The organism is Variovorax sp. CCNWLW225 (assembly GCF_037204045.1).
In the GTDB taxonomy this organism is placed as follows: Bacteria; Pseudomonadota; Gammaproteobacteria; order Burkholderiales; family Burkholderiaceae_C; genus Variovorax.
The window spans coordinates 78,628-103,531 of sequence record NZ_JBBCBV010000007.1 but is presented as its reverse complement, the minus strand read 5'-3'; the positions used below and the strand labels follow the sequence as shown (position 1 = coordinate 103,531).

At 65.8% G+C, this 24,904-nt stretch carries 26 protein-coding genes; 10 read left to right on the top strand and 16 right to left on the bottom strand.

What is annotated here, in order from left to right; all coding sequences use genetic code 11:
• Positions 1-25 precede the first annotated feature (25 nt).
• From V9L20_RS14490 to V9L20_RS14480, 3 genes are all read left to right on the top strand, one after another.
• Positions 26-2,542 (top strand): ABC transporter permease, encoded by a 2,517-nt coding sequence (locus V9L20_RS14490; protein WP_337297131.1) that lies wholly within the window; start codon positions 26-28, stop codon positions 2,540-2,542.
• Between the two features lie 103 nt (positions 2,543-2,645).
• Positions 2,646-4,097 (top strand): AAA family ATPase, encoded by a 1,452-nt coding sequence (locus V9L20_RS14485; RefSeq protein ID WP_337297130.1) that lies wholly within the window; start codon positions 2,646-2,648, stop codon positions 4,095-4,097.
• Between the two features lie 4 nt (positions 4,098-4,101).
• Complete coding sequence (locus V9L20_RS14480; RefSeq protein WP_126748443.1) at positions 4,102-4,326, top strand: SlyX family protein; 225 nt, start codon at positions 4,102-4,104, stop codon at positions 4,324-4,326.
• A 350-nt stretch (positions 4,327-4,676) separates the two neighbouring features.
• Here the strand turns inward: V9L20_RS14480 and trhA are convergent, their stop codons facing one another.
• Genes trhA through cyoA form a run of 8 tightly spaced genes read right to left on the bottom strand, consistent with a single transcriptional unit; the run spans position 4,677 to position 12,258 of the window.
• Positions 4,677-5,339 carry a PAQR family membrane homeostasis protein TrhA gene (gene trhA / locus V9L20_RS14475; protein ID WP_337297129.1) on the bottom strand — a complete coding sequence of 221 codons (663 nt, stop codon included), beginning with the start codon at positions 5,337-5,339 and terminating at the stop codon, positions 4,677-4,679.
• An 18-nt stretch (positions 5,340-5,357) separates the two neighbouring features.
• Complete coding sequence (locus V9L20_RS14470; protein WP_258501982.1) at positions 5,358-5,909, bottom strand: response regulator transcription factor; 552 nt, start codon at positions 5,907-5,909, stop codon at positions 5,358-5,360.
• Positions 5,906-7,321 (bottom strand): ATP-binding protein, encoded by a 1,416-nt coding sequence (locus V9L20_RS14465; protein WP_337297128.1) that lies wholly within the window; start codon positions 7,319-7,321, stop codon positions 5,906-5,908. Before V9L20_RS14465 ends, V9L20_RS14470 begins: the two co-directional genes overlap by 4 nt.
• A complete protein-coding gene (locus V9L20_RS14460; RefSeq protein ID WP_337297211.1) occupies positions 7,278-8,102 on the bottom strand; it encodes an SURF1 family protein in 825 nt (274 codons plus the stop codon). The genes V9L20_RS14465 and V9L20_RS14460 overlap by 44 nt, the downstream gene beginning before the upstream one ends.
• A 38-nt stretch (positions 8,103-8,140) precedes the next feature.
• On the bottom strand, positions 8,141-8,566 hold the full coding sequence (gene cyoD / locus V9L20_RS14455; RefSeq protein ID WP_337297127.1) for a cytochrome o ubiquinol oxidase subunit IV: 426 nt from the start codon (positions 8,564-8,566) through the stop codon (positions 8,141-8,143).
• The gene (cyoC, locus tag V9L20_RS14450) at positions 8,563-9,228 is read right to left on the bottom strand and encodes a cytochrome o ubiquinol oxidase subunit III (protein WP_337297126.1); all 666 of its coding nucleotides are present in this window, start codon (positions 9,226-9,228) and stop codon (positions 8,563-8,565) included. The genes cyoD and cyoC overlap by 4 nt, the downstream gene beginning before the upstream one ends.
• The gene (cyoB, locus tag V9L20_RS14445; RefSeq protein ID WP_443098585.1) at positions 9,221-11,233 is read right to left on the bottom strand and encodes a cytochrome o ubiquinol oxidase subunit I; all 2,013 of its coding nucleotides are present in this window, start codon (positions 11,231-11,233) and stop codon (positions 9,221-9,223) included. The genes cyoC and cyoB overlap by 8 nt, the downstream gene beginning before the upstream one ends.
• A complete protein-coding gene (gene cyoA, locus V9L20_RS14440; protein WP_337297124.1) occupies positions 11,230-12,258 on the bottom strand; it encodes a ubiquinol oxidase subunit II in 1,029 nt (342 codons plus the stop codon). The genes cyoB and cyoA overlap by 4 nt, the downstream gene beginning before the upstream one ends.
• Before the next feature lie 178 nt (positions 12,259-12,436).
• Between cyoA and V9L20_RS14435 the strand changes: the two genes are divergently transcribed.
• Together V9L20_RS14435 and V9L20_RS14430 are read left to right on the top strand one after the other, a co-directional pair.
• Entirely contained in the window at positions 12,437-13,777 is a 1,341-nt protein-coding gene (locus tag V9L20_RS14435; RefSeq protein ID WP_258501973.1) for an MFS transporter, read from the top strand.
• Positions 13,778-13,867: 90 nt separating this feature from the next.
• Entirely contained in the window at positions 13,868-14,557 is a 690-nt protein-coding gene (locus tag V9L20_RS14430; protein WP_337297123.1) for an HAD family hydrolase, read from the top strand.
• A gap of 9 nt (positions 14,558-14,566) precedes the next feature.
• Here the strand turns inward: V9L20_RS14430 and V9L20_RS14425 are convergent, their stop codons facing one another.
• From V9L20_RS14425 to V9L20_RS14405, 5 genes are all read right to left on the bottom strand, one after another.
• Positions 14,567-15,562, bottom strand: coding sequence for an isopenicillin N synthase family dioxygenase (locus V9L20_RS14425; RefSeq protein ID WP_337297122.1), 996 nt, complete (start codon positions 15,560-15,562; stop codon positions 14,567-14,569).
• A 25-nt stretch (positions 15,563-15,587) separates the two neighbouring features.
• Positions 15,588-16,331, bottom strand: coding sequence for an amino acid ABC transporter ATP-binding protein (locus tag V9L20_RS14420; RefSeq protein ID WP_258501970.1), 744 nt, complete (start codon positions 16,329-16,331; stop codon positions 15,588-15,590).
• Positions 16,328-17,050 carry an amino acid ABC transporter permease gene (locus V9L20_RS14415; protein ID WP_337297121.1) on the bottom strand — a complete coding sequence of 241 codons (723 nt, stop codon included), beginning with the start codon at positions 17,048-17,050 and terminating at the stop codon, positions 16,328-16,330. Before V9L20_RS14415 ends, V9L20_RS14420 begins: the two co-directional genes overlap by 4 nt.
• A 13-nt stretch (positions 17,051-17,063) precedes the next feature.
• Positions 17,064-17,759 (bottom strand): amino acid ABC transporter permease, encoded by a 696-nt coding sequence (locus V9L20_RS14410; RefSeq protein ID WP_337297120.1) that lies wholly within the window; start codon positions 17,757-17,759, stop codon positions 17,064-17,066.
• A gap of 161 nt (positions 17,760-17,920) precedes the next feature.
• Positions 17,921-18,748, bottom strand: a complete 828-nt coding sequence (locus V9L20_RS14405; RefSeq protein ID WP_337297119.1) for an ABC transporter substrate-binding protein — start codon at positions 18,746-18,748, stop codon at positions 17,921-17,923.
• 174 nt (positions 18,749-18,922) lie between these two features.
• Between V9L20_RS14405 and V9L20_RS14400 the strand changes: the two genes are divergently transcribed.
• Both V9L20_RS14400 and V9L20_RS14395 read left to right on the top strand, forming a co-directional pair.
• Positions 18,923-19,345 (top strand): group II truncated hemoglobin, encoded by a 423-nt coding sequence (locus V9L20_RS14400; protein ID WP_126748457.1) that lies wholly within the window; start codon positions 18,923-18,925, stop codon positions 19,343-19,345.
• 33 nt (positions 19,346-19,378) lie between these two features.
• Positions 19,379-20,602, top strand: a complete 1,224-nt coding sequence (locus V9L20_RS14395) for an NAD(P)/FAD-dependent oxidoreductase (RefSeq protein WP_337297118.1) — start codon at positions 19,379-19,381, stop codon at positions 20,600-20,602.
• Between the two features lie 19 nt (positions 20,603-20,621).
• On the opposite strand, the gene V9L20_RS14390 is transcribed toward V9L20_RS14395, so the two are convergent.
• Together V9L20_RS14390 and radC are read right to left on the bottom strand one after the other, a co-directional pair.
• Positions 20,622-21,281, bottom strand: a complete 660-nt coding sequence (locus V9L20_RS14390) for a Smr/MutS family protein (RefSeq protein ID WP_258501962.1) — start codon at positions 21,279-21,281, stop codon at positions 20,622-20,624.
• Positions 21,281-21,958, bottom strand: a complete 678-nt coding sequence (radC, locus tag V9L20_RS14385; protein WP_337297117.1) for a RadC family protein — start codon at positions 21,956-21,958, stop codon at positions 21,281-21,283. Before radC ends, V9L20_RS14390 begins: the two co-directional genes overlap by 1 nt.
• A gap of 109 nt (positions 21,959-22,067) precedes the next feature.
• Between radC and V9L20_RS14380 the strand changes: the two genes are divergently transcribed.
• Genes V9L20_RS14380 through V9L20_RS14370 form a run of 3 tightly spaced genes read left to right on the top strand, consistent with a single transcriptional unit; the run spans position 22,068 to position 24,435 of the window.
• A complete protein-coding gene (locus tag V9L20_RS14380; RefSeq protein ID WP_157615257.1) occupies positions 22,068-22,511 on the top strand; it encodes an FKBP-type peptidyl-prolyl cis-trans isomerase in 444 nt (147 codons plus the stop codon).
• A complete protein-coding gene (gene ispH, locus V9L20_RS14375; protein WP_337297116.1) occupies positions 22,508-23,476 on the top strand; it encodes a 4-hydroxy-3-methylbut-2-enyl diphosphate reductase in 969 nt (322 codons plus the stop codon). Before V9L20_RS14380 ends, ispH begins: the two co-directional genes overlap by 4 nt.
• Positions 23,473-24,435, top strand: a complete 963-nt coding sequence (locus tag V9L20_RS14370) for a threonine/serine dehydratase (protein WP_337297115.1) — start codon at positions 23,473-23,475, stop codon at positions 24,433-24,435. Before ispH ends, V9L20_RS14370 begins: the two co-directional genes overlap by 4 nt.
• Before the next feature lie 15 nt (positions 24,436-24,450).
• Here the strand turns inward: V9L20_RS14370 and V9L20_RS14365 are convergent, their stop codons facing one another.
• Complete coding sequence (locus tag V9L20_RS14365; protein ID WP_337297114.1) at positions 24,451-24,852, bottom strand: VOC family protein; 402 nt, start codon at positions 24,850-24,852, stop codon at positions 24,451-24,453.
• Between the last annotated feature and the right edge of the window lie 52 nt (positions 24,853-24,904).

Here is a 24,904-nt window from a genome sequence, read left to right as displayed (position 1 = left end):
GCCCGCGTCGGCTATCGTCTCGCCCATGAATGCCTCCCTCCGCCTTGGCTGGCGCACCCTCTGGCGCGATTTGCGCGCCGGCGAACTGCGCCTCTTGATCGTTGCCGTGCTGCTGGCCGTGGCCGCACTCACGGCCGTCGGCTTCTTTGCCGACCGATTGCAGGGAGGCCTGCAGCGCGACGCGCGGCAGCTGCTCGGCGGCGATGCCGTGGTAGTGAGCGACAACCCCACGCCCGAGGCCTTCATCGCGCAGGCACGCACGTACGGGCTCCAGGGCACCAGCACCTACGGCTTTCCCACCATGGCGCGGGCCGACGACGCCCAGGGCGGTGCCAGCAAGCTGGTGGCGCTGAAAGCCGTGACCGCGGGCTACCCATTGCGCGGCAACCTGCAAACCGCGAATGCCGCCGATGCACCCGGCAGCATCACGCGCGACATTCCCCCGGCGGGCGAGGTCTGGGTCGATGCCTCGCTGCTCGATTCGCTCGCGCTCAAGGTGGGAGACATGCTTCTTCTTGGCGACAGCAGCCTGCGCATCGGACGCGTCATCACGCTCGAACCCGACCGGGGCGCGGGCTTCATGAGCTTTTCGCCGCGCGTCATGCTCAACCAGGCCGACGTGCCGCGCACCGGCCTCGTGCAGCCCGCCAGCCGGGTGGGCTACCGCTATGCCGTGGCCGGAGACGATGCAGACGTCAAGCGCTTTTCCGACTGGGCCGAGGCCACCATCAAGAAGGGCGAGCTGCGCGGCGTGCGGCTCGACTCCTTCGAAGGGGGGCGCCCCGAAATGCGCCAGACGCTGGACCGGGCCGAGAAATTCCTGAGCCTGGTCGCGCTGCTAGCGGCGCTGCTCTCGGCCGTGGCCGTGGCGCTGGCCGCGCGCGGCTTCGCGGCCAGCCACCTCGACGACTGCGCCATGCTGCGCGTGCTCGGCCAGAGCCAGCGCACCATCGCGATGGCTTACTCGTTCGAATTTGCGGTCGTCGGCATCGTCGCCAGCAGCCTCGGCGTGGCAATCGGCTTTGCCGTGCACTACGTGTTCGTGGTGCTGCTTGCCGGGCTGGTCGAAACGGCGCTGCCGGCGGCCACCTTGTGGCCCGTGGCGTTCGGCCTGGGCATGGGGCTCACGCTGCTGTTCGCCTTTGGCCTGCCGCCGGTGCTTCAATTGGCCAAGGTGCCTCCGCTGCGGGTGATACGGCGCGATGTCGGCGGGCTCAAGCCCGCGTCGCTCGCGGTGCTGGGCATCGGCGTGGCCGGCTTTGCGGCCTTGCTGATCGCGGCCAGCAGTGACCTGAAGCTGGGCCTGATCGCCGTCGGCGGCTTTGCGGGCGCCGTGGCCGTGTTCGCACTGCTGAGTTGGCTCGCTGTGAAGGTGCTGCGCCGCAGCGTCAACGAAACCACCGCGCCGCGCTGGCTGGTGCTGGCCACGCGCCAGATCTCGGCGCGGCCGGCGTACGCCGTGGTCCAAGTGAGCGCGCTGGCAGTCGGCCTGCTTGCGCTGGTGCTGCTGGTGCTGCTGCGCACCGATTTGGTCGCGAGCTGGCGCAAGGCCACGCCGCCCGATGCGCCTAACCGCTTCGTCATCAACGTCATGCCCGACCAGAGCACGGCGTTCCAGAAATCGCTGCGCGACGCCGGCGTGCGCAAGTTCGACTGGTACCCGATGATCCGCGGCCGGCTGGTGGCCATCAACGACAAGCCGGTGTCCCCCGACGACTACGTGGAAGACCGCGCCAAGCGCCTGGTGGACCGCGAGTTCAACCTCAGCAACAGCGTGGAGGCACCGGCGCACAACAGCATCGTCGCGGGTGCGTGGAAGCCCGACGCGCCCGGCGAAGTGAGCGTGGAAGAAGGCCTGGCCGAAACGCTCGGCCTCAAGCTGGGCGACGTGCTGCGCTTCGACATCGGCGGCATGCAGAACGACGCACGCATCACTTCGCTGCGCAAGGTGGACTGGGGCTCGATGCATGCGAACTTTTTCGTGATGTACACCGTGGCCGCATTGCCCGATGTGCCCGTGACCTACATGGGCGCCTTCCGCGCACCCGAAACCCGTGGCTTCGACAACGCGCTGGTGCGCAGCTACCCCAACGTGACCAACGTGGACATGAGCGCCACTATCAACCAGGTGCAGCGCGTGCTCGACCAGGTGATTCGCGCGGTCGAGTTCCTGTTCGGCTTCACGCTTGCGGCGGGCCTGGTGGTGCTGTTCGCCGCGGTCACCGCCACGCGTGAAGAGCGCGCGCGCGAGTTCGCGGTGATGCGCGCGGTGGGCGCGCGCGCCAGCCTGCTGCGCCAGGTGCAGCGTGCCGAGCTGGCAGGCGTCGGCCTGCTCGCGGGCTTCCTGGCGAGCATCGTGGCATCGGTCATCGGCTGGGGCCTGGCGCGCTACGTGTTCGACTTCACCTGGACCGCATCGCCCGTGGTGCCGATAGCCGGCGCGCTCGCGGGTGCGGTGCTGGCGCTGGCCGCAGGATGGTGGGGCTTGCGCGACGTGCTGCGCAGGCCGGTGGTGGATACGCTGCGGCGCGCGGCCGAGTGAGTAATTGATAGAGATAGATTTTTTTCTTTAGCCGCGGGCGGGAAGGGCCTGGGAATGCAATACATTCCCCGGCCCTGCATTCATTCGATGAGAACCCCCTTACATGCGCTTGGCGTCATTCCAGATCACCAACTTTCGCTCGATCAACGACAGCGGCCCCATCGATTCCACACAGCTCACGGCAATTCTCGGCCGCAACGACAGCGGCAAGTCGAACCTGCTGCGCGCGCTGCACAGCCTGAACCCCGCCGAAGGCATAGCCGAGCTCAGCCCGATCAAGGATTTTCCGCGGCACCGCCGCCTTGAAGAGTGCCAGCCCGATACACCGGTCGTCGCTACACGCTGGGCCCTCGACGAGGGCGAGCGGGCCGAACTGGCGGAGATGCTTCCGCGCGCGGCCAACGTGTGGCACGTCACCGCGGGCCGCGGCTACGGCACGGCGCGCTGGACGGGACTCGAAGGCTTGGCTGAGCTGTCGCTCGACGTGTCGGACATCAAGGGCAAGGTGCGCAAGATCGTGCCGGCTGTAAAGGCCGCGGCCGAGAAAGTCGCCGAGGAAGCAAGGGCGACGCTGGAGCAGGAGGCCGACGCCTTCGACGCCGCAATGATCCTGAGCCCCGACTACATCCGGTGGTCGGAAGGCGCAGTGAAGGCGCTGCAAACCTTGCGCAAGGCGCTGGCCGCTGCGGATGCCGAGCTCAGCGACAAGCAGGAGCAGATGCTGGTCGAGCTCGAGGACATGGCCCGCGCGATTGCCAACGACACGCCGGCGCTCGCGAAGGCAAAGCAGTGGGTGCTCGAGAAGCTGCCCCGCTTCATCTACGTGGATGAGTATCCGGCGCTGCCCGGCCGCCAGAACATTGCCGACTACCTGGTGCGCAAGGGCTGGGGCCAGGCGGCGCCCGAGCAGCAGGGCTTCGAAAAGCTCTGCAAGGCGGCGGGACTCGACCCGCAGCAATTGCAAGACCTGCTGGACAAGAACGACCTGGCCACGCGCAACCAGCTCGTCAACCGCGCGGGCGCCGTCGTCACTTCCGAGATTCGCCGGCTCTGGAAGGACCGCGAACTCAAGGTGCGCTTCAACCTCGACGGACCGTACATGGACACGCTGGTGTCCGACCCCGACGACACCTACGAGGTGGAAGTGAACCTCGACGAGCGCAGCCGCGGCTTTCAATGGTTCTTCTCGTTCTACATCACCTTCTTTGCGGACACCAAGGGCGGCCGTGCGGGTGATGCCATCCTGCTGCTGGACGAGCCAGGCCTGCACCTGCATGCGCGCTCGCAGGCCGACCTGCTCGAGCACTTCGAGCGAGACTTCGACAACCAGATCATCTACACCACGCACTCGCCGTTCATGGTGCCGGTTCATCGGCCCGATGCAGTGCGCACGGCCAGCATGGGGCCTTCGACCGGCACCATCGTGAGCAACAAGGCAGAGGGCGATGAGCGCACGCTGTACCCGTTGCGGGCCGCGCTCATGCTGAGCCGCATGACGAACGAGTCCGCCACGCCTGTCGACGAAAGCGTTCTGGCGGCAGTTCCTGTCCAATAGAGGCATGGAACATCTACCGGACGACATTGCAGAGCGGTTGACCGAACTCGAGATCAAGTCGAGTTACGCGGAAGATCTGCTGGAGCAACTGAACATGACGATCTACCGCCAACAGCAGCAGATCGACAGCCTGATTCTTCAGGTGACCCAGCTGAAACAGCAGAGCCAGAACGCGGGGCAGGAGGGGGCGGCGCGCAGCTTGCGGGACGAACTACCGCCGCATTACTGAGAGCCCGGTTTGCGCTTGGTGTTTTAGGGACGCCGGTTGTTCAGGGCGGCGCACCCGCCGACGGGGTACCTTGCTCCGCGAATGTCCCCCGGCCTGCGGCCTCCTCCTTTATTTCGCTGCGCAAGGCACCCCGCCAGCGGGTGCGTTGCACAGAGCGGTGGTTGATCAGCGGTACACCAGCAGCGTGTCTCAGTGCACAGGGCATCGGGTGCTCCGCGCAGCGAAATAAAGGAGGAGGGGCGTAGCCCCGGGGGACATTCGCGGAGGGGAGTACCCGGTGGCCTTTGCACAAGCCCTGAACAAGAGTGCTCCGAAACAACAGCGCCCCGAACAAGAGCGCCAAGACAAGATCAGCCGTGCGAATGCCAAAGCACAGCAAAGAAGTGGCAAGAACTGCCAGCCAGCACGAACAGGTGCCATACGAAGTGCGCAAATCGCACCTTGCTGTCGAATAAAAAGACCACCGCACCGGCCGTGTAGAAAAGCCCACCGGCCACGAGCCAACCCAGGCCTGCCGGCGACATGCGTTCGTACAGCGGTACCGCCGCCATCAACGCCATCCAGCCCATTGCCACGTAGAGCCCCGTTGACCACAGAGGATGCTGCAGCCGGTTGAACAGCTTGGCACCGACGCCCAGCGCTGCCGCCGCACAGATGGCTCCGAACAACGTCCAGCCCCACGGCCCGCGCAGCACGCCGAACAGAAACGGCATGTAGCTGCCCGCAATGAACAAGTAGATGGCCGCGTGGTCGAGCCGGTTGAACCACGCCTTGGCCTTGCCGGTAGGCAGCGCGTGGTACAGCGTCGAAATGAGATACAGCACGATGGCTGTTCCCGCGAAGAGAGATGCACCGACGATGCTGGCGGCTTGCCCTTTCTGCGCGGCGCTGTAGACCAGGATCGGCAGCGACACGATGGCCAGCAGCAGGCCCAACCCGTGGCTCAGCGCGTTGAAGATTTCTTCCAGCGTGGTCTGGTCACGCACAGTGGATGTCGGCTTGCCGGAACTCATGTTTGTCGATTCGCTTTGCTACTTGACCTGCTGCTTGCCGAGCTTGCGCGCCAGCGTCCGCCGGTGCATGCCGAGCCGCCGCGCGGTCTCGGAAATGTTGAAGCCCGTTTCGGCCAGCGTCTCGTGAATGCGCTCCCACTCCAGCGTCTTGATCGACGTCGAGCGGTTGGTCAACTCTACCTCGGTGGTGCCCGTTGCGCGGCCGAAGGCGGCTTCGATGTCGTCGGTGTTGGAAGGCTTTGCCAGATAGTGGCAGGCGCCCAGCTTGATGGCCTCCACGGCGGTGGCAATGCTCGCAAAACCCGTGAGCACCACGATCAGCATCTCGGGGTTGTGCCGGTGCAGCATCTGCACGCACGCCAGGCCGGAGGCTTCGCCGTTGAGCTTCAGGTCGACCACCGCGTAGCCGGGCGAATGGTCTTGCAGCAGCGCTTCGACCTCGTCGGCATTGCTTGCATGCGTAACCGCATAACCACGGCGCTCGAACGAGCGGCCGAGCGTGCGCGCAAAAGCTGCGTCGTCCTCGACGATCAGCAACTGGCGCTCGGCTTCGGCGGGTTCTTCGGTCATGGGCTTTTGGTTCCAGTCATGGCAATGGTGTCGTCGATGGCCTCGTCGCCGTCCTCTTCCTCCAGCACCACGGCCGCGAGCGGAAGCGCAATGGACACGATGGCGCCGCCTTCAGGCCGGTTGCGCACCGCAACGCGGCCTCCGAGCGTGCGGGCCACATTCACCACCAGGAACAGCCCGAGCCCGCCGCCCGGCCGGCCTTTGCTCGACTGGTAGGGCTTGCCGAACTGCTTCAGCATTGCGGGCGGAAAGCCCGGCCCCGCATCGGTGACCGTGAGCGTCAGCGCATCGGCGTCCTGCGCCACTTCCAGGCGCAACCAGTGCGGCGAGGCTTCCAGCGCATTGTCGAGCACGTTGCAGATCATCTGCTTCACGGCCGAGTCGGAAACCATGGGCAGGTCGCGGCCAAAACGGTTGTCGTAGTCGAACTCTTCCACGGGGCGCGTGGTGCGCCATTCCTCCACCAGTTCGTCGAGGAAAGTGCTCACCGTCGTTTCTTCGGACGATTCGCCCCGCGCCTCGCCGGCGGACAGCAGGATGCCGCTCACGATGCTCTTGCAGCGCTGGATCTGCAGTTCCATCTCGGCCACTTCGGTCAGCAGCTCGGGGTCGGAACTGAAATGCGGCAGCCGGCGCCAGTCGCCGAGGATCACCGCCAGCGTGGCAAGCGGCGTGCCCAGCTCGTGTGCGGCGCCCGATGCGAGCAGGCCCATGCGCACGATGTGCTCTTCTTCGGATGCGCGCTGCCGCAGGTCGGCCAGCCGCGCATCGCGCGCGCGCAAGTTGCGGCTGATGCGCGTGATGAACACCACCAGCAGCGCCGCATTGAGCGCAAAGCAGATCAGCATGCCCTGCACATAAGGGCTCCAGAGCCCCCGGTCGTGGTCGAGCGGCAGTGCGAGGGGGCGCGAGAAAAGCGCCAGCCCCGCGAAACACAGGCCGGTGACAACCACGATGGTCCATGTCGACCATGCCTTGAGCAGCACCGCACCCAGAATGACCTGCAACAAATACAGAAAAACGAACGGATTGGTCGCACCGCCGCTGAGGTAAAGCTGGGCAGTGAGCGTGGCCACATCGACCAGCAACGCCAGAAACAATTCGCCGTTCGTCACCTTGCGAAGCGTGCGCGAGCGCAGCAGGCTCACCACGTTGAAGAGAGCCAGGCACGCCAGCACCAGCAGCATCTGGTCGAGCGGCAGCCGGATGCCGAAGCCGTAGTGCACGAACAGGATGGTGATCACCTGCCCGACCACCGCAAACCAACGCAGCTGGATCAGCTGCTGCATGTTCTTGTGGCCGGTGGCGTTGTCCAGGCTTGCCACGCCCGCGCGGGGCGCGTGCAGTTCCCCCGCCACCGCGGAGACCTCAGTCGGGGCGGCGGTCGTCTTGGCGCTGTCTTCCGTCGGCATGAGAGGCATTGTCGCCGCTGCTGTCGGCTGGGTTGGCGAGCTTGCGGCGGCGGCGATCGTCGCGCCACACGAACCAGGCCGCGCCCGCGACCATCAGCGCCAGGCCGTACCAGGTGATGGCGTAGACAAGATGGCTGTTGGGAAAGGCGATGACCGTGAGCCCCCCAGCGGGCCATGCCGGTGCTGCACCTGGGGCGGAGGGCATGGCCTCGGCATCGATGAAGTAGGGCGCCGCATTGCCCAGGCCGCGCGCGGCGGCAATGGCCTGCACATCGCGCGAGAACCAGCGATCGGCGGCCGGGTCGTTCTTGCGCAGGAAGCCGCCCTTGGGCTCGGTGATGCGCAGCAGGCCGGTCACGGCGGTCTCGCCCTTAGGCTCGGTGGCCTTGCGCGACGAGCGCTCGCGTGCCTCGGGCGGCACGAAGCCGCGGTTGACCAGCACCGTGGTGCCATCGGCGGCCTGCAGCGGCGTCAGCACCCAGAAGCCGGCACCGAGCCGGGTGCTGGCCTGCACCAGGGTTTCCCTGTCGTGCAGAAAAGTGCCGGTGACGCGGAGATGACGGTATTCGTCGGCGGCCGCGTTGATCTGCGGCCAGCGGTCGCGCCCGGGTGCTTCAGTGGCCGGGGCGTGCACGCGCTGTTCGACGCGGGCGATGAGATCGAGCTTCCAGGCCCTGCGCTCGACCTGCCAGTTGCCGAGCACCACGAAGCCGGCAAAGGCAAGCGCCGCGCAGACCATGAAGATCACCCGCGCGGCCGTGGAGCGCTGGCGGCCGGCCATTGTGTTGCGGGTGCTGTGGTCTGGCGGCAGGGTCGTCGTCAAGGCATGTTCTTCATGTCGTGCACCGACATCGGCATCATGTTGGCGTTCATGTGGTACATGACCCAGAGCGAGCCGGCCAGCGTGATCACGACGAGCACGATGGTGAAGATCAGCGCCAGCATGTTCCATCCGCTCTCGGACTTGGCGTCCATGTGCAGGAAGTAGATCATGTGCACCACGATCTGCACCGCGGCAAAGCCGAGGATGATGAGCGAGGTGGTGTGCGTGTTGGCAAGCACCTTGCCCATCACCAGCCAGAACGGAATCGCGGTCAGGATCACGGCCAGCACGAAGCCGGTCATGTAGCCCTTGAAGGTGCTGTGGCTCACGGGGCCATCGTCGTGATGGTCGTCGTGTGCGTGGTGCTCGTGCTGCGCGTCGTGGCCGTGCGCGGCGGCAGTGTTGGTGTGGGCGGTGCTCATGCCATCGATCCCATCAGATAAACGAAGGTGAAGACGCCGATCCACACCACGTCCAGGAAGTGCCAGAACATCGACAGGCACATCAGGCGGCGGCGGTTGGCGGCGGTGAAGCCGTGCTTGGGCAGCTGGAACATCAGCACGACGAGCCAGATGATGCCGAAGGTCACGTGCAGGCCGTGGGTGCCGACCAGCGCGAAGAACGACGACAGGAACGCGCTGCGCTGCGGGCCCGCGCCTTCATGGATGAGGTGCGCGAACTCGTAGATCTCCAGGCCGATGAAGCCCGCGCCCAGCAGGCCCGTAATGGCCAGCCACACCAGCGTGCCGCCCATGCGGTTCTTCTGCATCTCGAGCATCGAGAAGCCGTAGGTAATGGAAGACAGCAGCAGCAGCGAGGTGTTGACGGCCACCAGCGGCAGGTCGAACAGGTCGGCGCCCGAGGGGCCGGCCGCATAGCTGCGGCCCAGCACGCCATACACCGCGAACAGGCAGGCGAAGATGAGGCAGTCGCTCATCAGGTAGAGCCAGAACCCGAGCAGCGTGCCGTTCTCTGGGTGGTGGTCGTTGCCGACGTGGAACAGCTCGAACACGGGCGGCTTGCCCGTCTGGTCGCTGTGGGCGTGGCCGGCCGCGGGGGAGTGGAGGGCGGTGGTATCAGACATGGGCTGCTGCCAGGAGGTGCGTGCGTTCGGCTTCGGTACGGACGACGTCTTCCGCGGGAATGTAGTAGTCGCGCTTGTAGTTGAAGGTGTGGATGATCACGGCGGCCAGCATGGCGACAAAGCCGATACCCGCCACGAGCCACATCTGCCAGATCAGCGCAAAGCCGCAGACCGCCGCCAGGGCCGCGATGATGAAGCCGGCACTGGTGTTCTTGGGCATGTGGATGGGCGTGAAGCCTTCGAGCGGGCGGGCGTAGCCGCGGCGCTTCATGTCGGTCCAGGCGTCGTTGTCATGGATGCGCGGCGTGAACGCGAAGTTGTAGGCCGGCGGCGGCGACGAGGTCGACCATTCGAGCGTGCGGCCGTTCCACGGGTCGCCCGTGGCGTCGCGCAGCGAATCGCGGCGCACGAAGCTCACCACCAGCTGGATCAGGAAGGACGCAATGCCCAGCGCGATCAGCACCGCGCCGAAGGCCGCCACCTGGAACCAGAACTGCAGCGACATGTCCTGGAAGTGGCTCATGCGGCGCGTGACGCCCATCAGGCCCAGCACATACAGCGGCATGAAAGCGACCCAGAAGCCGACGAGCCAGAACCAGAACGAGCACTTGCCCCAGAACGGATCGAGCTTGTAGCCGAAGGCCTTGGGGAACCAGTAGGTGATGCCCGCCAGCATGCCGAACAGCACGCCGCCGATGATCACATTGTGGAAGTGCGCGATGAGGAACAGACTGTTGTGCAGCACGAAGTCGGCCGGGGGCACCGCGAGCAGCACGCCCGTCATGCCGCCGATCACGAAGGTGATCATGAAGCCGACGGTCCACATCATGGGCAGCTCGAAGCGGATGCGGCCGCGGTACATGGTGAAGAGCCAGTTGAAGATCTTCGCGCCCGTCGGGATCGAGATGATCATCGTCGTGATGCCGAAGAACGAATTCACGCTGGCGCCGGAGCCCATGGTGAAGAAGTGGTGCAGCCAGACGAGGTACGACAGGATGGTGATCACGATGGTGGCGTACACCATCGAGGCGTAGCCGAAGAGGCGCTTGCCGCTGAAGGTGGACACGACTTCCGAGAAGATGCCGAAGGCCGGCAAGATCAGGATGTACACCTCGGGGTGGCCCCAGATCCAGATCAGGTTCACGTACATCATGGCGTTGCCGCCGAGATCGTTCGTGAAGAAGTTGGTGCCGGCATAGCGGTCGAGCGACAGCAGCGCGAGCACGGCGGTGAGCACCGGGAAGGCGGCCACGATGAGCACATTGGTGCACAGGGCAGTCCAGGTGAAGACCGGCATCTTCATCATCGTCATGCCGGGCGCGCGCATCTTCACGATGGTGGCCAGCAGGTTGACGCCCGAGAGCAGGGTACCTACCCCCGCTATCTGCAGCGACCATATGTAGTAGTCGACCCCCACGTCGGGGCTGAAGAGAATGCCCGACAGCGGCGGATAGGCCAGCCAGCCGGTCTTGGCGAATTCGCCCACGAAGAGCGACGCCATCACCAGGCCGGCGCCGAAGGTGGTCATCCAGAAGCTGAAGTTGTTCAGGAACGGAAAAGCCACGTCGCGCGCGCCGATCTGCAGCGGCACCACGAAGTTCATGAGGCCCGTGACCAGCGGCATGGCCACAAAGAAGATCATGATCACGCCGTGCGCGGTGAAGATCTGGTCGTAGTGGTGCGGCGGCAAAAAGCCGGCGTTGTCGCCGAAGGCAATGGCCTGCTGGGCGCGCATCATGAGTGCGTCGGCAAAGCCGCGCAGCAGCATGACCAGGCCGAGCACGATGTACATGATGCCGATCTTCTTGTGGTCGATGCTGGTGATCCAGTCGCGCCACAGGGTGCCCCAGAGCTTGAAATACGTAATGGCGCCCAGGATGGCAAGGCCGCCCAGCACCACGGCCGCAAAGGTCGCCAGCAGAATGGGCTCGTGGTAAGGAATCGCCTCCCACGTGAGGCGGCCGAAGACAAGCTTCGTCAGGTCAAGGTTTTCGAGCATCGTCATTCTTCGGTGGTGCACATCGCCGTGACGTACTTGCGCGTTGGCGAATTGATGAGGGGGTCAGCCTGCCAAGCCTGCGTGGTGGCAATGTTGAACGCGCCGGGCTTGCCCAGCCCGCCGTTCGCGTCGATGGCCATCATTTCCTTCATGCACATCTTGTTGCGGTCCACGCAGAGGTTGAGGATCGCGTCATACAGGTCCGGCGCAACCGTGGCGTAGTGCCGCACGGGCTCGCGCTCACTCGGCACTTCGAGCTTCTTGTACTGCTCGCGCGTGAGTTCGCCGTCCTTGCCGGCCTTGACCTTCTGCACCCAATGGTCGAAGTCGGTGTTGCTCAGGCCGTGGAACTTGAAGCGCATGCCCGAGAAGCCGGCGCCGCTGTAGTTGGCCGAGAAGCCCTCGAACTCGCCGGGCTTGTTGATGACCGCGTGCAGCTTGGTTTCCATGCCCGGCATGGCGTAGATCTGGCCGGCCAGTGCGGGAATGAAGAAGGAGTTCATCACCGAAGAGGCCGTGATCTTGAAAGTGATCGGCCGGTCGACCGGCGCGGCCATTTCGTTCACCGTGGCAAAACCCTGCTCGGGGTAGATGAAGAGCCACTTCCAGTCGAGTGCCACCACTTCGACCACCAGCGGCTTGGCTTCGGCGGGAATCGGGCGCTCGGCGTCGAGCCGGCTGAGCGGCCGGTAAGGGTCAAGCGTGTGCGTGCTGATCCAGGTGATGGCGCCCAGCGCGATGATGATCAGGAGCGGCGCGCCCCAGATGGCCAGTTCGAGCTGGGTGGAGTGGTCCCAGTCGGGGCTGTAGTCGGCCTCCTTGTTCGACTGGCGATAGCGCCAGGCAAAGAAGAGCGTCAGCGCGATCACCGGAACGATGATGATCAGCATCAGCACGGTCGAGACAACGATGAGTCGCCCCTGCTGATTGGCGATGTCGCCGGAAGGATTCATGAGCACCGTGTTGCAGCCTGCCAGGAAGGCAAGGGGAAGCAACAGGGACCATCGCCGAAGAGTATTGAGGGTGGGCATGCCGAAAGAAAGAAGTGCAGGGGCTGCGCAAAGACCCCACAATCTACGATCAAAGGTTGCGCCCCGCTATTGGACGTTTTGTCCTATGGCGGGAATCCCCGTTCGGTGAGACGCTTGGAGCCTCCCTGTTCATGGTCTACCTTTGTCACTGCACGTGACACCCGAATTACAAAACGCAATGACGACGACGTCCAGCATCCTTCCGCAAGGCGCACCGCCGGTGCCGAACACGTCCGAAAACGACGCCCGGCAGGGCGACGGACATTCCCATATCGCGCCGGGCGAGATCGCCGTCGGCGTGATCATCGGGCGGGCATCGGAATACTTCGATTTCTTCGTCTACGGCATCGCCTCGGTGCTGGTATTTCCGGCGGTTTTCTTTCCGTTCGAAGCGCGCCTCGAGGGAACCCTCTACGCCTTCGTGGTTTTTTCGTTCGCCTTCATTGCGCGGCCGTTCGGTACCGTCATTTCAATGGCCATCCAGAGGCGGTTCGGGCGAGAGGCCAAGCTGACCATTGCGCTGTTCCTGCTGGGCACCTCCACCGCGGGCATCGCCTTCCTGCCGGGGTACGCGAGCATCGGGTTCACATCCATCGTGCTGCTGTCGGTGTTCCGCTTCGCACAGGGCCTGGCGCTCGGCGGCTCGTGGGACGGGCTGCCCTCGCTGCTGGCGCTCAATGCGCCGCAGAACCGCCGCGGCTGGTACGCCATGCTCGGCCAGCTGGGCGCTCCGCTCGGCTTCTTTGTGGCCAGCGCACTTTTTGCCTATCTCTACGGCAGCCTGGCGCTCAAGGATTTTCTCGATTGGGGCTGGCGCTACACCTTCTATGTTGCGTTCGCGATCAACGTGGTGGCGCTCTTCGCGCGCCTGCGGCTGGTGGCCACCGAAGAGTATTCGCGGCTGCTCGAAGAGCGCGAGCTGCAGCCCACCAGCGTGGTCGAGCTGACCCGCTCGCAGGGCGCCAACCTGCTGATCGGCGCGTTTGCCGCGCTGGCCAGCTACGCGCTGTTCCACCTGATCACCGTGTTCCCGCTGTCGTGGATCACGCTGTACTCCGACCAATCGATTACCGAATTCCTGGTAGTGCAAATGATCGGTGCGGTGTTCTGCGCCGGCGGCATCGTGGCTTCGGGCCTGATTGCCGACCGCGTGGGACGGCGTTTCACGCTGGGCGGGCTGGCCGCGATGATCGCGGTGTTCAGCGGCTTTGCGCCCACGCTCCTCGACGGCGGCCGCATCGGGCAGGACATCTTCATTCTGCTGGGCTTCGTGCTGCTGGGGCTCTCGTATGGCCAGGCCGCCGGTGCTGTGACCTCGAACTTCGAGCCCAAGTACCGCTACACCGGCGCGGCCCTCACGGCCGACCTGGCCTGGCTCATCGGTGCCGCCTTCGCGCCGCTGGTGGCGCTGGGGCTCTCGGCGAATTTCGGGCTGGCCTATGTCAGCGTCTACCTGCTGTCCGGTGCGGTCGGCACGCTGGCGGCGCTGGGGCTCAACCGGGCGCTGGTACGGGACTGATCACCGTCAACGCGGGTGTTCGAAAAAGGGGCCGGTCGGCCCCTTTTTCGTTTCAGGCGCCGCAGCGCGGGCTGGCTTAGGATTCGGCTCATGTTCGCCGCCGCAATTTTCGACATGGACGGGCTGCTCATCGATTCGGAGCGGCCCATCATGGCCGCCTGGATCGAAGCGGCCCGCACGCTCGACATCGAGCTTTCGCACGCCCAGTACCTGCAATGCGTGGGGCTGGCCATGGCTGAGTCGAAGCAGATCCTTGCCGCGCTGCTCGGCGGCGCGGCCGCCTACCAGCACGCGGCATCGCAAGTGACCGCCGCGCTGCAGCTGCAGCGCGCCGACGGCGACCTGCGGCCGCTCTTCCCCATCAAGCCCGGCGCGGCCGAGTTGCTCACTGCCTTCCGCGGACTCGGCACACGCTGTGCGGTTGCATCGTCGTCCACGCGCGGCCAGATCGAGGCCTGCCTGGGCAGCCTCGACCTGCTCCATCATTTCGAGGCCTTCGCGGGCGGCGACGAGGTGGCACGCGCCAAGCCCGATCCGGCGCTGTACCTGCTTGCGGCAGAGCGCCTGGGTGTGGACCCGGCGGAGTGCGTGGCCTTCGAAGACAGCGAGAACGGCGCGAAGGCGGCGCTGGCGGCGGGCCTCAGGGTCGTCATCGTGCCGGACCTCAAGCACCCGCCGGAGTCGATCATCGGGCAGGCGTTTCATGTGCTCGATTCGCTGCACGACGCCATGGCGCACCTGCCGCTGTGGTTTCCCGCCCTCGAGCAGAAGCGCGCCTGACCTGCCGGCTCAGAGCACTTCGTCGCGCAGCTGCGGGAACACCTTCGACACCTTGGCGAGCAGGTAGTCGCCATAGCGGCCGCTGAAGGCGTGCACGTTGGCTCGGTCCCAGCGCTCGGCGCTGTCGTCGCGCGCCTCGGCACCTTGCAGCCCTTCGATGCGCTGCACGCGGGCCTCGAAGTTCGGATCGAAGAACAGCGGAAACGAAAGCCGGTCGCGCCCCGAGGTGTTGCGCTTTACCCGGTGCGGGGTCGATTTGTAGAGCCCGCCCGTCATGCGGTCGAGCATGTCGCCGATGTTGCAGACGAACGATCCGGCGATTGGCGGCGCATCGATCCAGCCGCCTGGCGTGTGCACGGCGAGGCCGCCAACCTCGTCCTGGTGCAGGATGGTGAGCAGGCCGTAGTCGGTGTGCTCGCCCACGCCCCATTGCACGTCCAGGCCTTCGGGCACGGGCTGCGAGGGGTAGTTGAAGAGGCGGAACAAGACCAGGGGATCAGCGGTGTAACGCTCGGCGAAATACGTGGCCGACAGGCCGAGGCTCAGCGCAATGCCTTCCATCAGCCGGTGGCCCAGCTGCGTCACGGCCGTCATGTAGTCGAGGATGGTCTCGCGAAACTCCGGCACATCGGGAAACAGGTTGGGGCCATGCACCGGCGTCTTCGCCTGCACCAGCGGGTGCGTGGCCGGCAGTTCGGTGCCCAGGTACAGGCCTTCCTTCCAATCGGGCCGGCCCGAGGTCAGCTCGCCGCCGAGCGGAAAGTAGCCGCGCCACGCGCGCCCGCCCAGGGCCATGCGCCATTGCATCTTCGTTTCTTCGGGCAACTCGAAGAAGCGGTGGCTCAGCACTTCGAGCCGCTGCACCAGCGCCGGGTCGACGCCGTGGCCCGTGGCGTAGAAGAAGCCGTGCGCGCGGCACGCGGCGCCGATCTGCGCGGCCACACGGTCGCGTTCAGGCGCGCCGGCCACGAGCGGCGCGACATCGATCAGCGGAAGAGTCTGCATGTCTGTCATGGGCGTGGAGAGCATGTCATGCGCCGCGCGAGAACGGCGAGCGGATGTCCGAAAGAAACTGCTGGGCGCGGGGGTGCTGCGGCCGGTTGAAAAAGTCGTCGGGCGTGGCGCGCTCGAGCACCTTGCCTTCGTCCATGAACAGCACGCGGTCGGCCACCTCGCGCGCAAAGCCCATCTCATGCGTGACGCAGACCATGGTCATGCCGTCGCGCGTGAGATCGCGCATCACCAGCAGCACCTCGCCCACCATCTCGGGATCGAGCGCACTGGTGGGCTCGTCGAACAGCATCAGCGGCGGCTGCATCGCGAGCGCGCGCGCAATGGCCACGCGCTGCTGCTGGCCGCCCGAAAGTTCGCTGGGCCACGCATTCGCCTTGTGCGCCAGGCCCACGCGCTGCAGCAGTGCCATCGCGCGCTCGTCGGCCTCCTTGCGCGTAAGGCCGCGCAGTTGCATCGGCGCCATCGTGCAGTTCTGCAGCACCGTGAGGTGCGGAAACAGGTTGAACTGTTGGAACACGAAGCCGATGCGCGAGCGGAACGCATTCACGTCGGTGCCCGGCGCATGGATGTCCTTGCCTTCGATGAAGATGCGGCCCGACTGGATCGGCTCCAGCCGGTTGAAGGTGCGGATCAGCGTCGACTTGCCCGAACCCGAGGGCCCGCACACCACCACCACTTCGCCCTTGTGGATGGTCTCGCTGATGTCGACCAGGGCGTGATAGCTGCCATACCACTTGTTGACGTTCTGAAGTTCGATCATGCGGACACCTTGGGAGCCGTGGCGGGGTCGGCCATGGACATGCCGCGACGCGCGAGGCGACGCTCCAGCCAGTAGGCGAAGCGCGACAGCCCGAAGCAGAGAATGAAATAGGTCCCGCCCAGGATCAGGTAGATCTGGGCCGGCTTGGTGAACACCTGCGTGTTGATCTGCGTGGCGATGAACGACACCTCGGCAAGGCCGATGATGTAGCCGAGCGACGTTTCCTTGATGGTGGAGACGAACTGGTTCACCAGCGAGGGCAGCATGCTGCGCAGGGCCTGCGGCAGCACCACCAGCCGCATCGCGCGGCCGTAGCCCAGGCCCAGCGCACGCGCGGTTTCCATCTGCCCGCGCGGCAGGCCCTGGATGCCGGCGCGCACGATCTCGGCCAGGTAGGCCGCATCGAAGATCACGAGTGCGATCAGCATGGTGGTGAACTGGTCGGTCTTCACGCCCGTCACGCTGGGCAGGAAGAAGTAGGCCCAGAAGATCACCATCAGCAATGGCAGCCCGCGCACCACGAAGACGAAGCCCGTCACCGGCCAGCGCAGCCAGCGCCAAGGGCTCACGCGTGCCAGGCCAAGCACAATGCCCAGCGGCAGCGCGAGCACCAGGCCGCACGACGCGAGCAGCAGCGTGAGCACCAGCCCGCCGAGCGGCCCGTTCGGGTACTGCCCGATGAGGAAGTACACCCAGTAGTCGTTGATGATCTCGAGCATCTGGTCGGCCGCTCTAGATGGTTCTTACCGGAAAGCGGTGGTGGTACCAGGTGGCCAGCCCGGTGATGGCGAGCGACACCGTCAGGTACGCCGCGCTCGCGAACGCGAACGACTCGAAGCTGCGGAAGGTTGCGCTCTCGACCTGCCCGGCCTGGTACATCAGCTCGGCCACGCCGATCACCGTGGCAATCGATGTGTTCTTCCAGAGGCTCAGCGTCTGCGAGATGAGCGGCGGCACCGTCACCCGAAGCGCCTGCGGCAGCACCACGCGGCGCATGGTGCCCATGAAGCCGAAGCCCAGCGCGCGGCCGGCCTCGAACTGCACCGCGGGAATCGCGCGGATACCGCTGCGGATGTCTTCCGCCATGAAGGCGGCGGTGTAGAGCGCCAGCGCGATGATCGCGCTGTAGGCCTCGATATGGCCCGCGTACAGCCACTGCTTGATGCCTTCGGGCAGCAGCTCGGGCGCGCCGAAGTACCAGAACAGCATGTGCGCGAGCAGCGGAATGTTGCGGATCGACTCCACATACGCAAAGCCCAGCCAGCGCAGCGGCGCGACGGGCGAGAGGCGGAGCAGCGCCACCACCAATGCGATGGGCAGGGCGAGCAGCAAAGAGGCCGCCAGCAACTGCAGCGAGAGCAGCAGGCCCGCGACCAGCATGTCGTGGTACTGGCCGGTGAGCAGCAGCGAATAGTCGAACAGGGGCATGAGGGGCGACAGTATCACCGCCGCGGGAGGGATTGGCTCCCTCCCCCGCTGGGGGAGGGTCGGGGTGGGGGCACGACGGCGCTGAATGCGTCGCGCCTGTGCGAAAGCTGTCAGCCCCCATCCCTGCCTTCCCCCAAAGGGGGAAGGAGAAAGACCCGAAGTCAGTCGATCTTGTCGCTCTCGAACTTGAAGTCCCGCGTCTGGAAGCCCGACGCCGTGTTCGGCCCGTACCACTTGACGAAGATCTTCTGCGCTTCGCCCGATTTCTCCAGTTCGCGCAGCGTGTCGTCCACCACCGCCTTCAGGCCGCTCTCGCCCTTCTTGATGCCGATGGCCAGCGCCTCGGTGCTCAGGTTCTGCTTGAGCACCACGTACTTGGCCTTCTGCGGGCCGAGCTTGGCGTAGCTGCGCAGCAGCGCGGCCTCGTCGTCCACATAGCCCACGCCCTTGCCCTGCTGCAGCGCCTGGAAGGCCTGCTGGCTCGTGTCGAAGGTCACCACTTCGGCGGTGGGCACGGCCTTGCGGATGTTCGGCTCCTGCGTGCCGCCGCGGATGGTGAGCACCTTCTTGCCGGCCAGTTGCGGCACGTCGGTAATGCCGCTGTCCTTCTTCACGATGGCCTTCTGGCCGGTGACGAAGGTGGTGAGAGAAAAGTCGATCTGCGCCTCGCGCTCCTTGTTGTGCGTGAGGCCCGCAGCCACCAGGTCGACGTGGCCCTGCTGCAGCTCAGGGATGCGCGCGGCCACGGCAATCTGCTTGAGCACCGGCTTCACGCCGATCTTCTTGGCGATGGCGTTCACCAGGTCGACTTCGTAGCCGACGATCTGGCGCGTCTTCGGGTCGATGAAGGTCGCGGGCTCATCGGTGCCGAGCACGCCCACCACGAGTTCGCCTTTTTTCTTGATGTCGGCAAGCTGGTCCGCGTGGGCCGCAATGCCCGTGAAGAGGGCGGAAGCGGCGACGGCCGCGGCGATGAAGTTCAAGCGCATGTTCTTCTCCTTCTTGGAAAACAGGGACGGGACCATATCAATAAAACCGTGGATTATTAAATCCTCAATCGACATATACATATGGGTGCCCGAATGGTCCTGATGCCGGTACTGGAATCGCAAGAATTCAGTCGGCGTGCGGGCCGGGGAGGCTGCTGGAGGGATACTCCCGCCATGCAGATTCACGAAAAGCCCCCCGTCGACACCCCGTTCGAATGGATCGGCGGCGAACCCAAGGTACAGGCGCTGGTCGATCGGTTCTACGACCTGATGGAGCTCGAACCCGCCTATGCGCAACTGCGCGCGGTGCACGGCACCAGCCTGGACAACGCGCGACAGCGCCTCTTCTGGTTCCTGTGCGGCTGGCTCGGCGGCCCGCAGCACTACACCGACCGCTTCGGCCATCCGATGCTGCGTGCGCGCCATTTGCCGCAGAGCATTGGCGGGCACAGCATCGGCATCAAGGAGCGCGACCAGTGGCTGGCCTGCATGGACCAGGCGATGGGTGAAACCGGCGTGCCCGAGGGGTTGCGCGCCAGGCTGCGCGATTCGTTCTTCCAGACAGCGGACTGGATGCGAAACCGCGGCGAGCAATAAGACAGACAACGACTCCGAAAGAGACTCTCTTCAATGAATTCAATCGTCATCATCGGCGGCGGCCATGCCGCGGCCCAGCTTTGCGCGGGCCTGGCTGAAGCCGGGCAGGGCGCGCGCGTGCACCTGGTTTGCGAGGAGGCCTGCGAGCCGTACCACCGGCCGCCGCTTTCCAAGGCTTTTCTCAAGAGCGCCGAGGAGACCAGGCAGCCGCACAAGGCCGCCGACTGGTACCGCGAAGCCGGCATCACGCTGCACCTGGGCGATGCGGCCGTTGCCATCGACCGCGAGGCGCACACGGTCACGCTGCGTTCGGGCGCTGTCCTGCCATGGGAGCGGCTGGTGCTGGCCACCGGCACGCGTGCACGCCAGATGCCCGACCTGAAGCCGGGCCTTGAAAACGTTGCGACCCTGCGCGCCGCCGACGAGGCGCATCGCCTGCGCGAGCGGCTGGCCGATGCGCAGCAGGTCACAGTGCTGGGCGGCGGCTTCATCGGGCTCGAAGTGGCGGCCACCGCCAATGCGCTCGGCAAGCGTGTGCAGGTGATCGAAAGCGCGCCGCGCCTCCTGGGCCGCGCCGTGTCGCCCGAGCTGTCGGCGCATGTGCTCGCGACGCATCGCACGGCGGGCATCGACATCGTGCTTGGTGCGCGTACCGGTGCGTTCGAGGTCGAAGGCGATCGGCTGCTGTCCATTCAGGTCAACGGCGCGAAGCAGCCGGTGGACCTGCTGCTGCTCGGCATCGGGGCTGTGCCCGAGACCGCATTGGCGCAGGCCGCGGGCATCGAGTGCGCGGACGGCATTGTGGTCGACAGCCACATGCAGACCAGCGCGGCCGACGTGCTCGCAGTGGGCGATTGCACGCGCTTCCCTGATCGGCGCGCAGGCCGCGCGCTGCGGCTCGAGTCGGTGCAGAACGCGAACGACCAGGCACGCACGGCCGTGGCCACGTTGACCGGCGCCGCTCGGCCGCATGACGTGGTGCCGTGGTTCTGGTCTGACCAGGGCGGCTTGCGGCTGCAGATGGTCGGCCTGATGCCGGCCGAAGGCACGCCGGGGCTGGCAAGCGTGCGGCGCGCCGGGCCCAAGCCCGATGCGTTCTCGCTGTTCCACTATGTGGATGGACAGCTGGTGTGCGTCGAATCAGTCAATGCGCCGGTCGATCACATGATGTGCCGCAAGCTGCTCGAAGCAGGGCGCAATCCGGATGCAGCGGCGGTGGCGGATGCGTCTGTTCCGCTGAAGAATCACTTGGCGTAAGCCGCCGGGCAATTCAGCCTCAGCGCCGCGCTGGCGCTAAAAGCACCACCAGCGCGCCTGCGCCGCCCTCCGCGGGCTTGGCCTGCACGAAGGCCAGCACCTCGTTCTTCTGGATGAGCCAGCGCTGCGCCTTGGTCTTGAGCACCGGCTGCTTGCCGGGCGATCCCAGCCCCTTGCCGTGCACCACGCGCACGCAGCGCAGGCCCTGCTTGTAGGCGTTGCGAATGAACCCGCCGAGCGCCTCGCGCGCTTCATCGCTGCGCAGCCCGTGCAGGTCGATTTGCGCCTGAATGCTCCAGTCGCCCTTGCGCAGCCGCGCGGTCACGTCGGTGCCGATGCCCGGCCGGCGAAAGCTCATGGCGTCGTCGACGTCGAGCAGGGTGGTTACGTCGAACTCGTCGGAAAGCGATTCGCGCAGCACGCGCTGTTCGTCGAGCTGGTGCTGCACGGGGATGGGCGCGGGCGGCTCCGGCGCGAGCGGCACCACGGCCGCCTTGCGGCGAAGCGGCTCCGTAGCGCCGATGGCGCGCGTGAACAGGTCTTTTTCGGCCGCGCGCTTGCGCTCGGCCGCGGCCTTGGCGGCTGCCGCAGCCGCTTCGCGCTCGCGGGTTTCGGCCAGCGCGCGCTGCACCTGCTTCAGGTCGGCCAGGTTCTTGATGGGCGGCGTACGGGAAGCCATCAGAGCAGCCCTTTCTCGGCCATTGAAAAGCTCTGGCCGGCGCTGACGATCACGTGGTCGAGCACGCGCACGTCGATCAATGAAAGCGCCGCCCTGAGCGTTTGCGTCAGGGATTCGTCGGCGCGCGAAGGCTCGATGCTGCCGCTCGGGTGGTTGTGCGAAAGCACCACGGCCGCGGCGTTGTGGTGCAGTGCGCGCATGACCACCTCGCGCGGGTAGACGCTCGTTTGCGCGAGGGTTCCTCGAAACAGTTCTTCGAGCACGATCAGCCGGTGTTGCGCATCGAGAAACAGCACCGCAAATACCTCGTACGGGCGCGAGCCGATGTGCATCTGCAGGTATTCCTTCACGGCCCCGGGCGAATCGAAGACCGCACGCTCCTTCAGCCGCTCGGCCATGGCGCGGCGTGCCAGTTCGAGCACCGCGATGAGCTCGGCGCGCTTGGCGTCGCCGCCCATGCCCTTGATCACCTTCAGGTCGTCGGCGCCCGCCTGCAGCAGGCCCGAAAGGCCGCCGAAGTGGTCGAGCAGCTCCTGGGCGAGCTGGAGCACGTTTTTTCCGGCAACGCCCGTGCGCAGCAGCAACGCCAGCAGTTCGGCGTCGGCCAGCGCGGCGGCGCCTCGCGCGATGAGCTTTTCGCGCGGGCGGGCGTGGGCGGGGAGATCCTTGAATGCCATCGAAAACCTGGGTGAAACCTTGAAAGAGCGGGTGGAACCCCCGGCTCCTTAAAATGCAGGCCAGTTTATCGGGACACCCACCTAGTCTTTGCCTACCTCCGCTGCACCCATGTCCCACGTCGTGACTTCCGGCTCGTTCCTTACCCTGCATTACCGGCTGGCCGGTCCGGCGGGCGACATCATCAACACTTTCGCCGACAAGCCCGCCACCCTGTCGCTGGGCACGGGCGAGCTTTCGCCGGCCATGGAGCAGCGGCTCATGGGCCTGGAAGAGGGCACGCATGCCACCTTCGAGCTGCCCGCAGGCGAGGCTTTCGGCGAGCGCAACCCCGAAATGCAGCAATGGGTGGCCAGGAAGCTGCTGGCCCAGATGGGTGACCCCGACGAGCAATACGCGGTCGGCGACGTGGTGCAGTTCCCCACGCCCGACGGCACGGGCAGCTACGCCGGCGCGGTGGTCGAATCGAACGAAACCGCGGTGCGCTTCGACTTCAACCACCCGCTGGCCGGGCAGCCCGTGACCTTCGAGGTGCGGCTGATCGGAGTTCTATGAACAAGGGCCTCGAAGAAGTCGTTCTTGCCGAGCCGCGCGGCTTTTGCGCGGGCGTGGACCGCGCCATTGAAATCGTCGAGCGCGCTCTGGCCAAGTTTGGCGCGCCCATCTACGTGCGCCACGAGATCGTGCACAACACCTATGTGGTGAACGAGCTCAAGGCCAAGGGTGCCATCTTCATCGAAGACCTGGCTGACGTGCCGCCCGGCGCCACGCTGGTGTTCAGCGCCCATGGCGTGAGCAAGGCGGTGCAGCAAGAGGCGCGCGACCGCGGCTTCGACGTTTTCGACGCCACCTGCCCGCTGGTGACCAAGGTGCACGTCGAGGTCGCCAAGCTCGCCAAGGAAGGCTACGAGTTCATCATGATCGGCCACAAGGGGCACCCCGAGGTCGAAGGCACCATGGGCCAGCTCTCCAGCGGCATCCACCTGGTCGAAGACGTGGAAGACGTGGCGACGGTGTCGCCCGCGCAGACCGAAAAACTTGCCGTCGTGACGCAGACCACCCTCAGCGTGGACGATGCCGCCGAAATCGCGGCTGCCGTGCGCGCGCGCTTTCCGATGGTGCGCGAGCCCAAGCAGCAGGACATCTGCTACGCCACGCAAAACCGGCAAGACGCGGTGAAGATACTGAGCCCCCAGGTCGACTTGGTGATCGTGGTCGGCAGCGCTACCAGTTCCAACAGCAACCGGCTGCGCGAGCTGGCACAGCGCCTGGGCACCGAAAGCTACATGGTCGATTCGGCCGAAGAGCTCAAGCCGGAGTGGTTCGAAGGAAAGACCCGGGTAGGCCTGACGGCCGGCGCCTCGGCGCCCGAAGTGCTGGTGCGCGAGGTGATCGAACGCGTGAGGGCGCTCGGCGCGGTGTCGGTCCGCAAGATGGACGGCATCGAGGAAACCATCAAGTTTCCGCTCCCCAAGGGCCTCAAGCTCGACGACATTCCTCCCCCGGGACACATCTCTTGAACAATCAAACGACCAACTGGCGCCTTGAAACCGAGAGCGCCTCCCGCAGGCTGCGCGAGGGTGCCGCTCATTTCCTGCGCGAAACCCCGCTCTGGAAGCTGCCGGCCTCCGCTTTCGGCATCGAGATGCCGGGTGTGGAGGTGTGGCTCAAGCTCGAGCACATGCAGGTGAGCGGCAGCTTCAAGGCGCGCGGCATGATGAACCGCCTGCTGGCCAACGACATCCCCGAAAGCGGCGTGGTCGTGGCGTCGGGCGGCAATGCCGGCATTGCGACCGCGGCAGCGGCCAAGGCGCTGGGCGTGCGTTGCCAGGTGTTCCTGCCCGGTGTTTCGCCCGAAGCCAAGCGCGCCCGGCTGCGTGCGCTGGGTGCCGAGGTGGTCGTCGTCGGCGAGCTGTACCCAGACGCGCTGGCCGCCTGCCTCGTGCGCCAGAAGGAAAGCGGCGCCTTGCTCACCCATGCCTACGACCAGCCCGAAGTCGTGGCCGGCGCGGGCACGCTGGGCGTCGAAATCGAAGCGCAGGGCGGCCTGCCCGATTCAGTGTTGGTGAGCGTGGGCGGCGGCGGCCTGATCGGCGGCCTCGCCGGCTGGTTCGAAAAGCGCGCCCGCGTGGTGGCGCTCGAACCCGACAAAGCGCCGACGCTGTTCCGTGCCCGCCAGGCCGGCGAGCCGGTCGATGTCGACGTGGGCGGCATTGCCGCCGATTCGCTCGGCGCGCGGCGCATTGGCGCCATTTCCTGGGAAATTACCCAGAAATACGTGCAGGACGCGCTGCTGCTGTCCGACGAGTCCATCCGCGCCGCCCAGCAGTGGCTGTGGAAGGAGCTGAAGCTGGCCGTCGAGCCCGCCGCCGCGCTGCCGCTGGCGGCGCTGCAAACCGGCGCCTACGTGCCGCGCGAGGGCGAGAAGGTGTGCCTGATCGTCTGCGGAGCGAATGTCGATCCGGCGACGGTCGGCTGACGGCGCAGCTCTGGTTTACTTCTCGCAGTTCACCATCCACGACACGCCGAACTTGTCGGTGAGCATGCCGAAGCCTACGGCCCAGAACTGCGGGCCGTAGGGCATCGTGACCTCGCCGCCCTCGGCCAGCGCCTCGAAGAGCTTTTTGCCTTCGTCCACGTTGTTGCCTTGCACCGAGAGAGAAAACCCCTTGTAGCCTTCGAACGCCATGCCCGGCGGCATGTCGGAAGCCATCAGCTGGTGGCCGCGGGCTTCCAGCGTCGCGTGCATGATCTTGCTTTTGTAGGCATCGGGCGTTTCAGCGCCCATGGGGCTTTCGCCGAAGGTCATGCTGAAGATGACCTTGCCGCCCAGCGCCTTCGCGTAGAAGGCCAGTGCTTCGGCGGCGTTGCCGTTGAATGTCAGATAGGCTTGCATTGTTGTTTCCCCTTTGGTTGTCGAGGCCGAGATACTACGCCCGCCTAAAATC

What these genes read in the sequence shown, in the direction of transcription:
- cyoD (WP_337297127.1), bottom strand. Translation starts at nt 8,566, where the DNA reads ATGAGCACCGCCCACACCAACACTGCCGCCGCGCACGGCCACGACGCG.
- cyoC (WP_337297126.1), bottom strand. Translation starts at nt 9,228, where the DNA reads ATGTCTGATACCACCGCCCTCCACTCCCCCGCGGCCGGCCACGCCCAC.
- ispH (WP_337297116.1), top strand. Translation starts at nt 22,508, where the DNA reads ATGAACAAGGGCCTCGAAGAAGTCGTTCTTGCCGAGCCGCGCGGCTTT.
- V9L20_RS14405 (WP_337297119.1), bottom strand. Translation starts at nt 18,748, where the DNA reads ATGCGCTTGAACTTCATCGCCGCGGCCGTCGCCGCTTCCGCCCTCTTC.
- V9L20_RS14395 (WP_337297118.1), top strand. Translation starts at nt 19,379, where the DNA reads ATGAATTCAATCGTCATCATCGGCGGCGGCCATGCCGCGGCCCAGCTT.
- V9L20_RS14415 (WP_337297121.1), bottom strand. Translation starts at nt 17,050, where the DNA reads ATGCTCGAGATCATCAACGACTACTGGGTGTACTTCCTCATCGGGCAG.
- V9L20_RS14435 (WP_258501973.1), top strand. Translation starts at nt 12,437, where the DNA reads ATGACGACGACGTCCAGCATCCTTCCGCAAGGCGCACCGCCGGTGCCG.
- V9L20_RS14390 (WP_258501962.1), bottom strand. Translation starts at nt 21,281, where the DNA reads ATGGCTTCCCGTACGCCGCCCATCAAGAACCTGGCCGACCTGAAGCAG.
- cyoA (WP_337297124.1), bottom strand. Translation starts at nt 12,258, where the DNA reads ATGCCCACCCTCAATACTCTTCGGCGATGGTCCCTGTTGCTTCCCCTT.
- V9L20_RS14485 (WP_337297130.1), top strand. Translation starts at nt 2,646, where the DNA reads ATGCGCTTGGCGTCATTCCAGATCACCAACTTTCGCTCGATCAACGAC.
- V9L20_RS14490 (WP_337297131.1), top strand. Translation starts at nt 26, where the DNA reads ATGAATGCCTCCCTCCGCCTTGGCTGGCGCACCCTCTGGCGCGATTTG.
- V9L20_RS14420 (WP_258501970.1), bottom strand. Translation starts at nt 16,331, where the DNA reads ATGATCGAACTTCAGAACGTCAACAAGTGGTATGGCAGCTATCACGCC.
- V9L20_RS14430 (WP_337297123.1), top strand. Translation starts at nt 13,868, where the DNA reads ATGTTCGCCGCCGCAATTTTCGACATGGACGGGCTGCTCATCGATTCG.
- V9L20_RS14460 (WP_337297211.1), bottom strand. Translation starts at nt 8,102, where the DNA reads ATGGCCGGCCGCCAGCGCTCCACGGCCGCGCGGGTGATCTTCATGGTC.
- V9L20_RS14470 (WP_258501982.1), bottom strand. Translation starts at nt 5,909, where the DNA reads ATGACCGAAGAACCCGCCGAAGCCGAGCGCCAGTTGCTGATCGTCGAG.
- V9L20_RS14480 (WP_126748443.1), top strand. Translation starts at nt 4,102, where the DNA reads ATGGAACATCTACCGGACGACATTGCAGAGCGGTTGACCGAACTCGAG.
- V9L20_RS14465 (WP_337297128.1), bottom strand. Translation starts at nt 7,321, where the DNA reads ATGCCGACGGAAGACAGCGCCAAGACGACCGCCGCCCCGACTGAGGTC.
- cyoB (WP_443098585.1), bottom strand. Translation starts at nt 11,233, where the DNA reads ATGACGATGCTCGAAAACCTTGACCTGACGAAGCTTGTCTTCGGCCGC.
- trhA (WP_337297129.1), bottom strand. Translation starts at nt 5,339, where the DNA reads ATGAGTTCCGGCAAGCCGACATCCACTGTGCGTGACCAGACCACGCTG.
- V9L20_RS14410 (WP_337297120.1), bottom strand. Translation starts at nt 17,759, where the DNA reads ATGCCCCTGTTCGACTATTCGCTGCTGCTCACCGGCCAGTACCACGAC.
- radC (WP_337297117.1), bottom strand. Translation starts at nt 21,958, where the DNA reads ATGGCATTCAAGGATCTCCCCGCCCACGCCCGCCCGCGCGAAAAGCTC.
- V9L20_RS14365 (WP_337297114.1), bottom strand. Translation starts at nt 24,852, where the DNA reads ATGCAAGCCTATCTGACATTCAACGGCAACGCCGCCGAAGCACTGGCC.
- V9L20_RS14425 (WP_337297122.1), bottom strand. Translation starts at nt 15,562, where the DNA reads ATGCAGACTCTTCCGCTGATCGATGTCGCGCCGCTCGTGGCCGGCGCG.
- V9L20_RS14400 (WP_126748457.1), top strand. Translation starts at nt 18,923, where the DNA reads ATGCAGATTCACGAAAAGCCCCCCGTCGACACCCCGTTCGAATGGATC.
- V9L20_RS14380 (WP_157615257.1), top strand. Translation starts at nt 22,068, where the DNA reads ATGTCCCACGTCGTGACTTCCGGCTCGTTCCTTACCCTGCATTACCGG.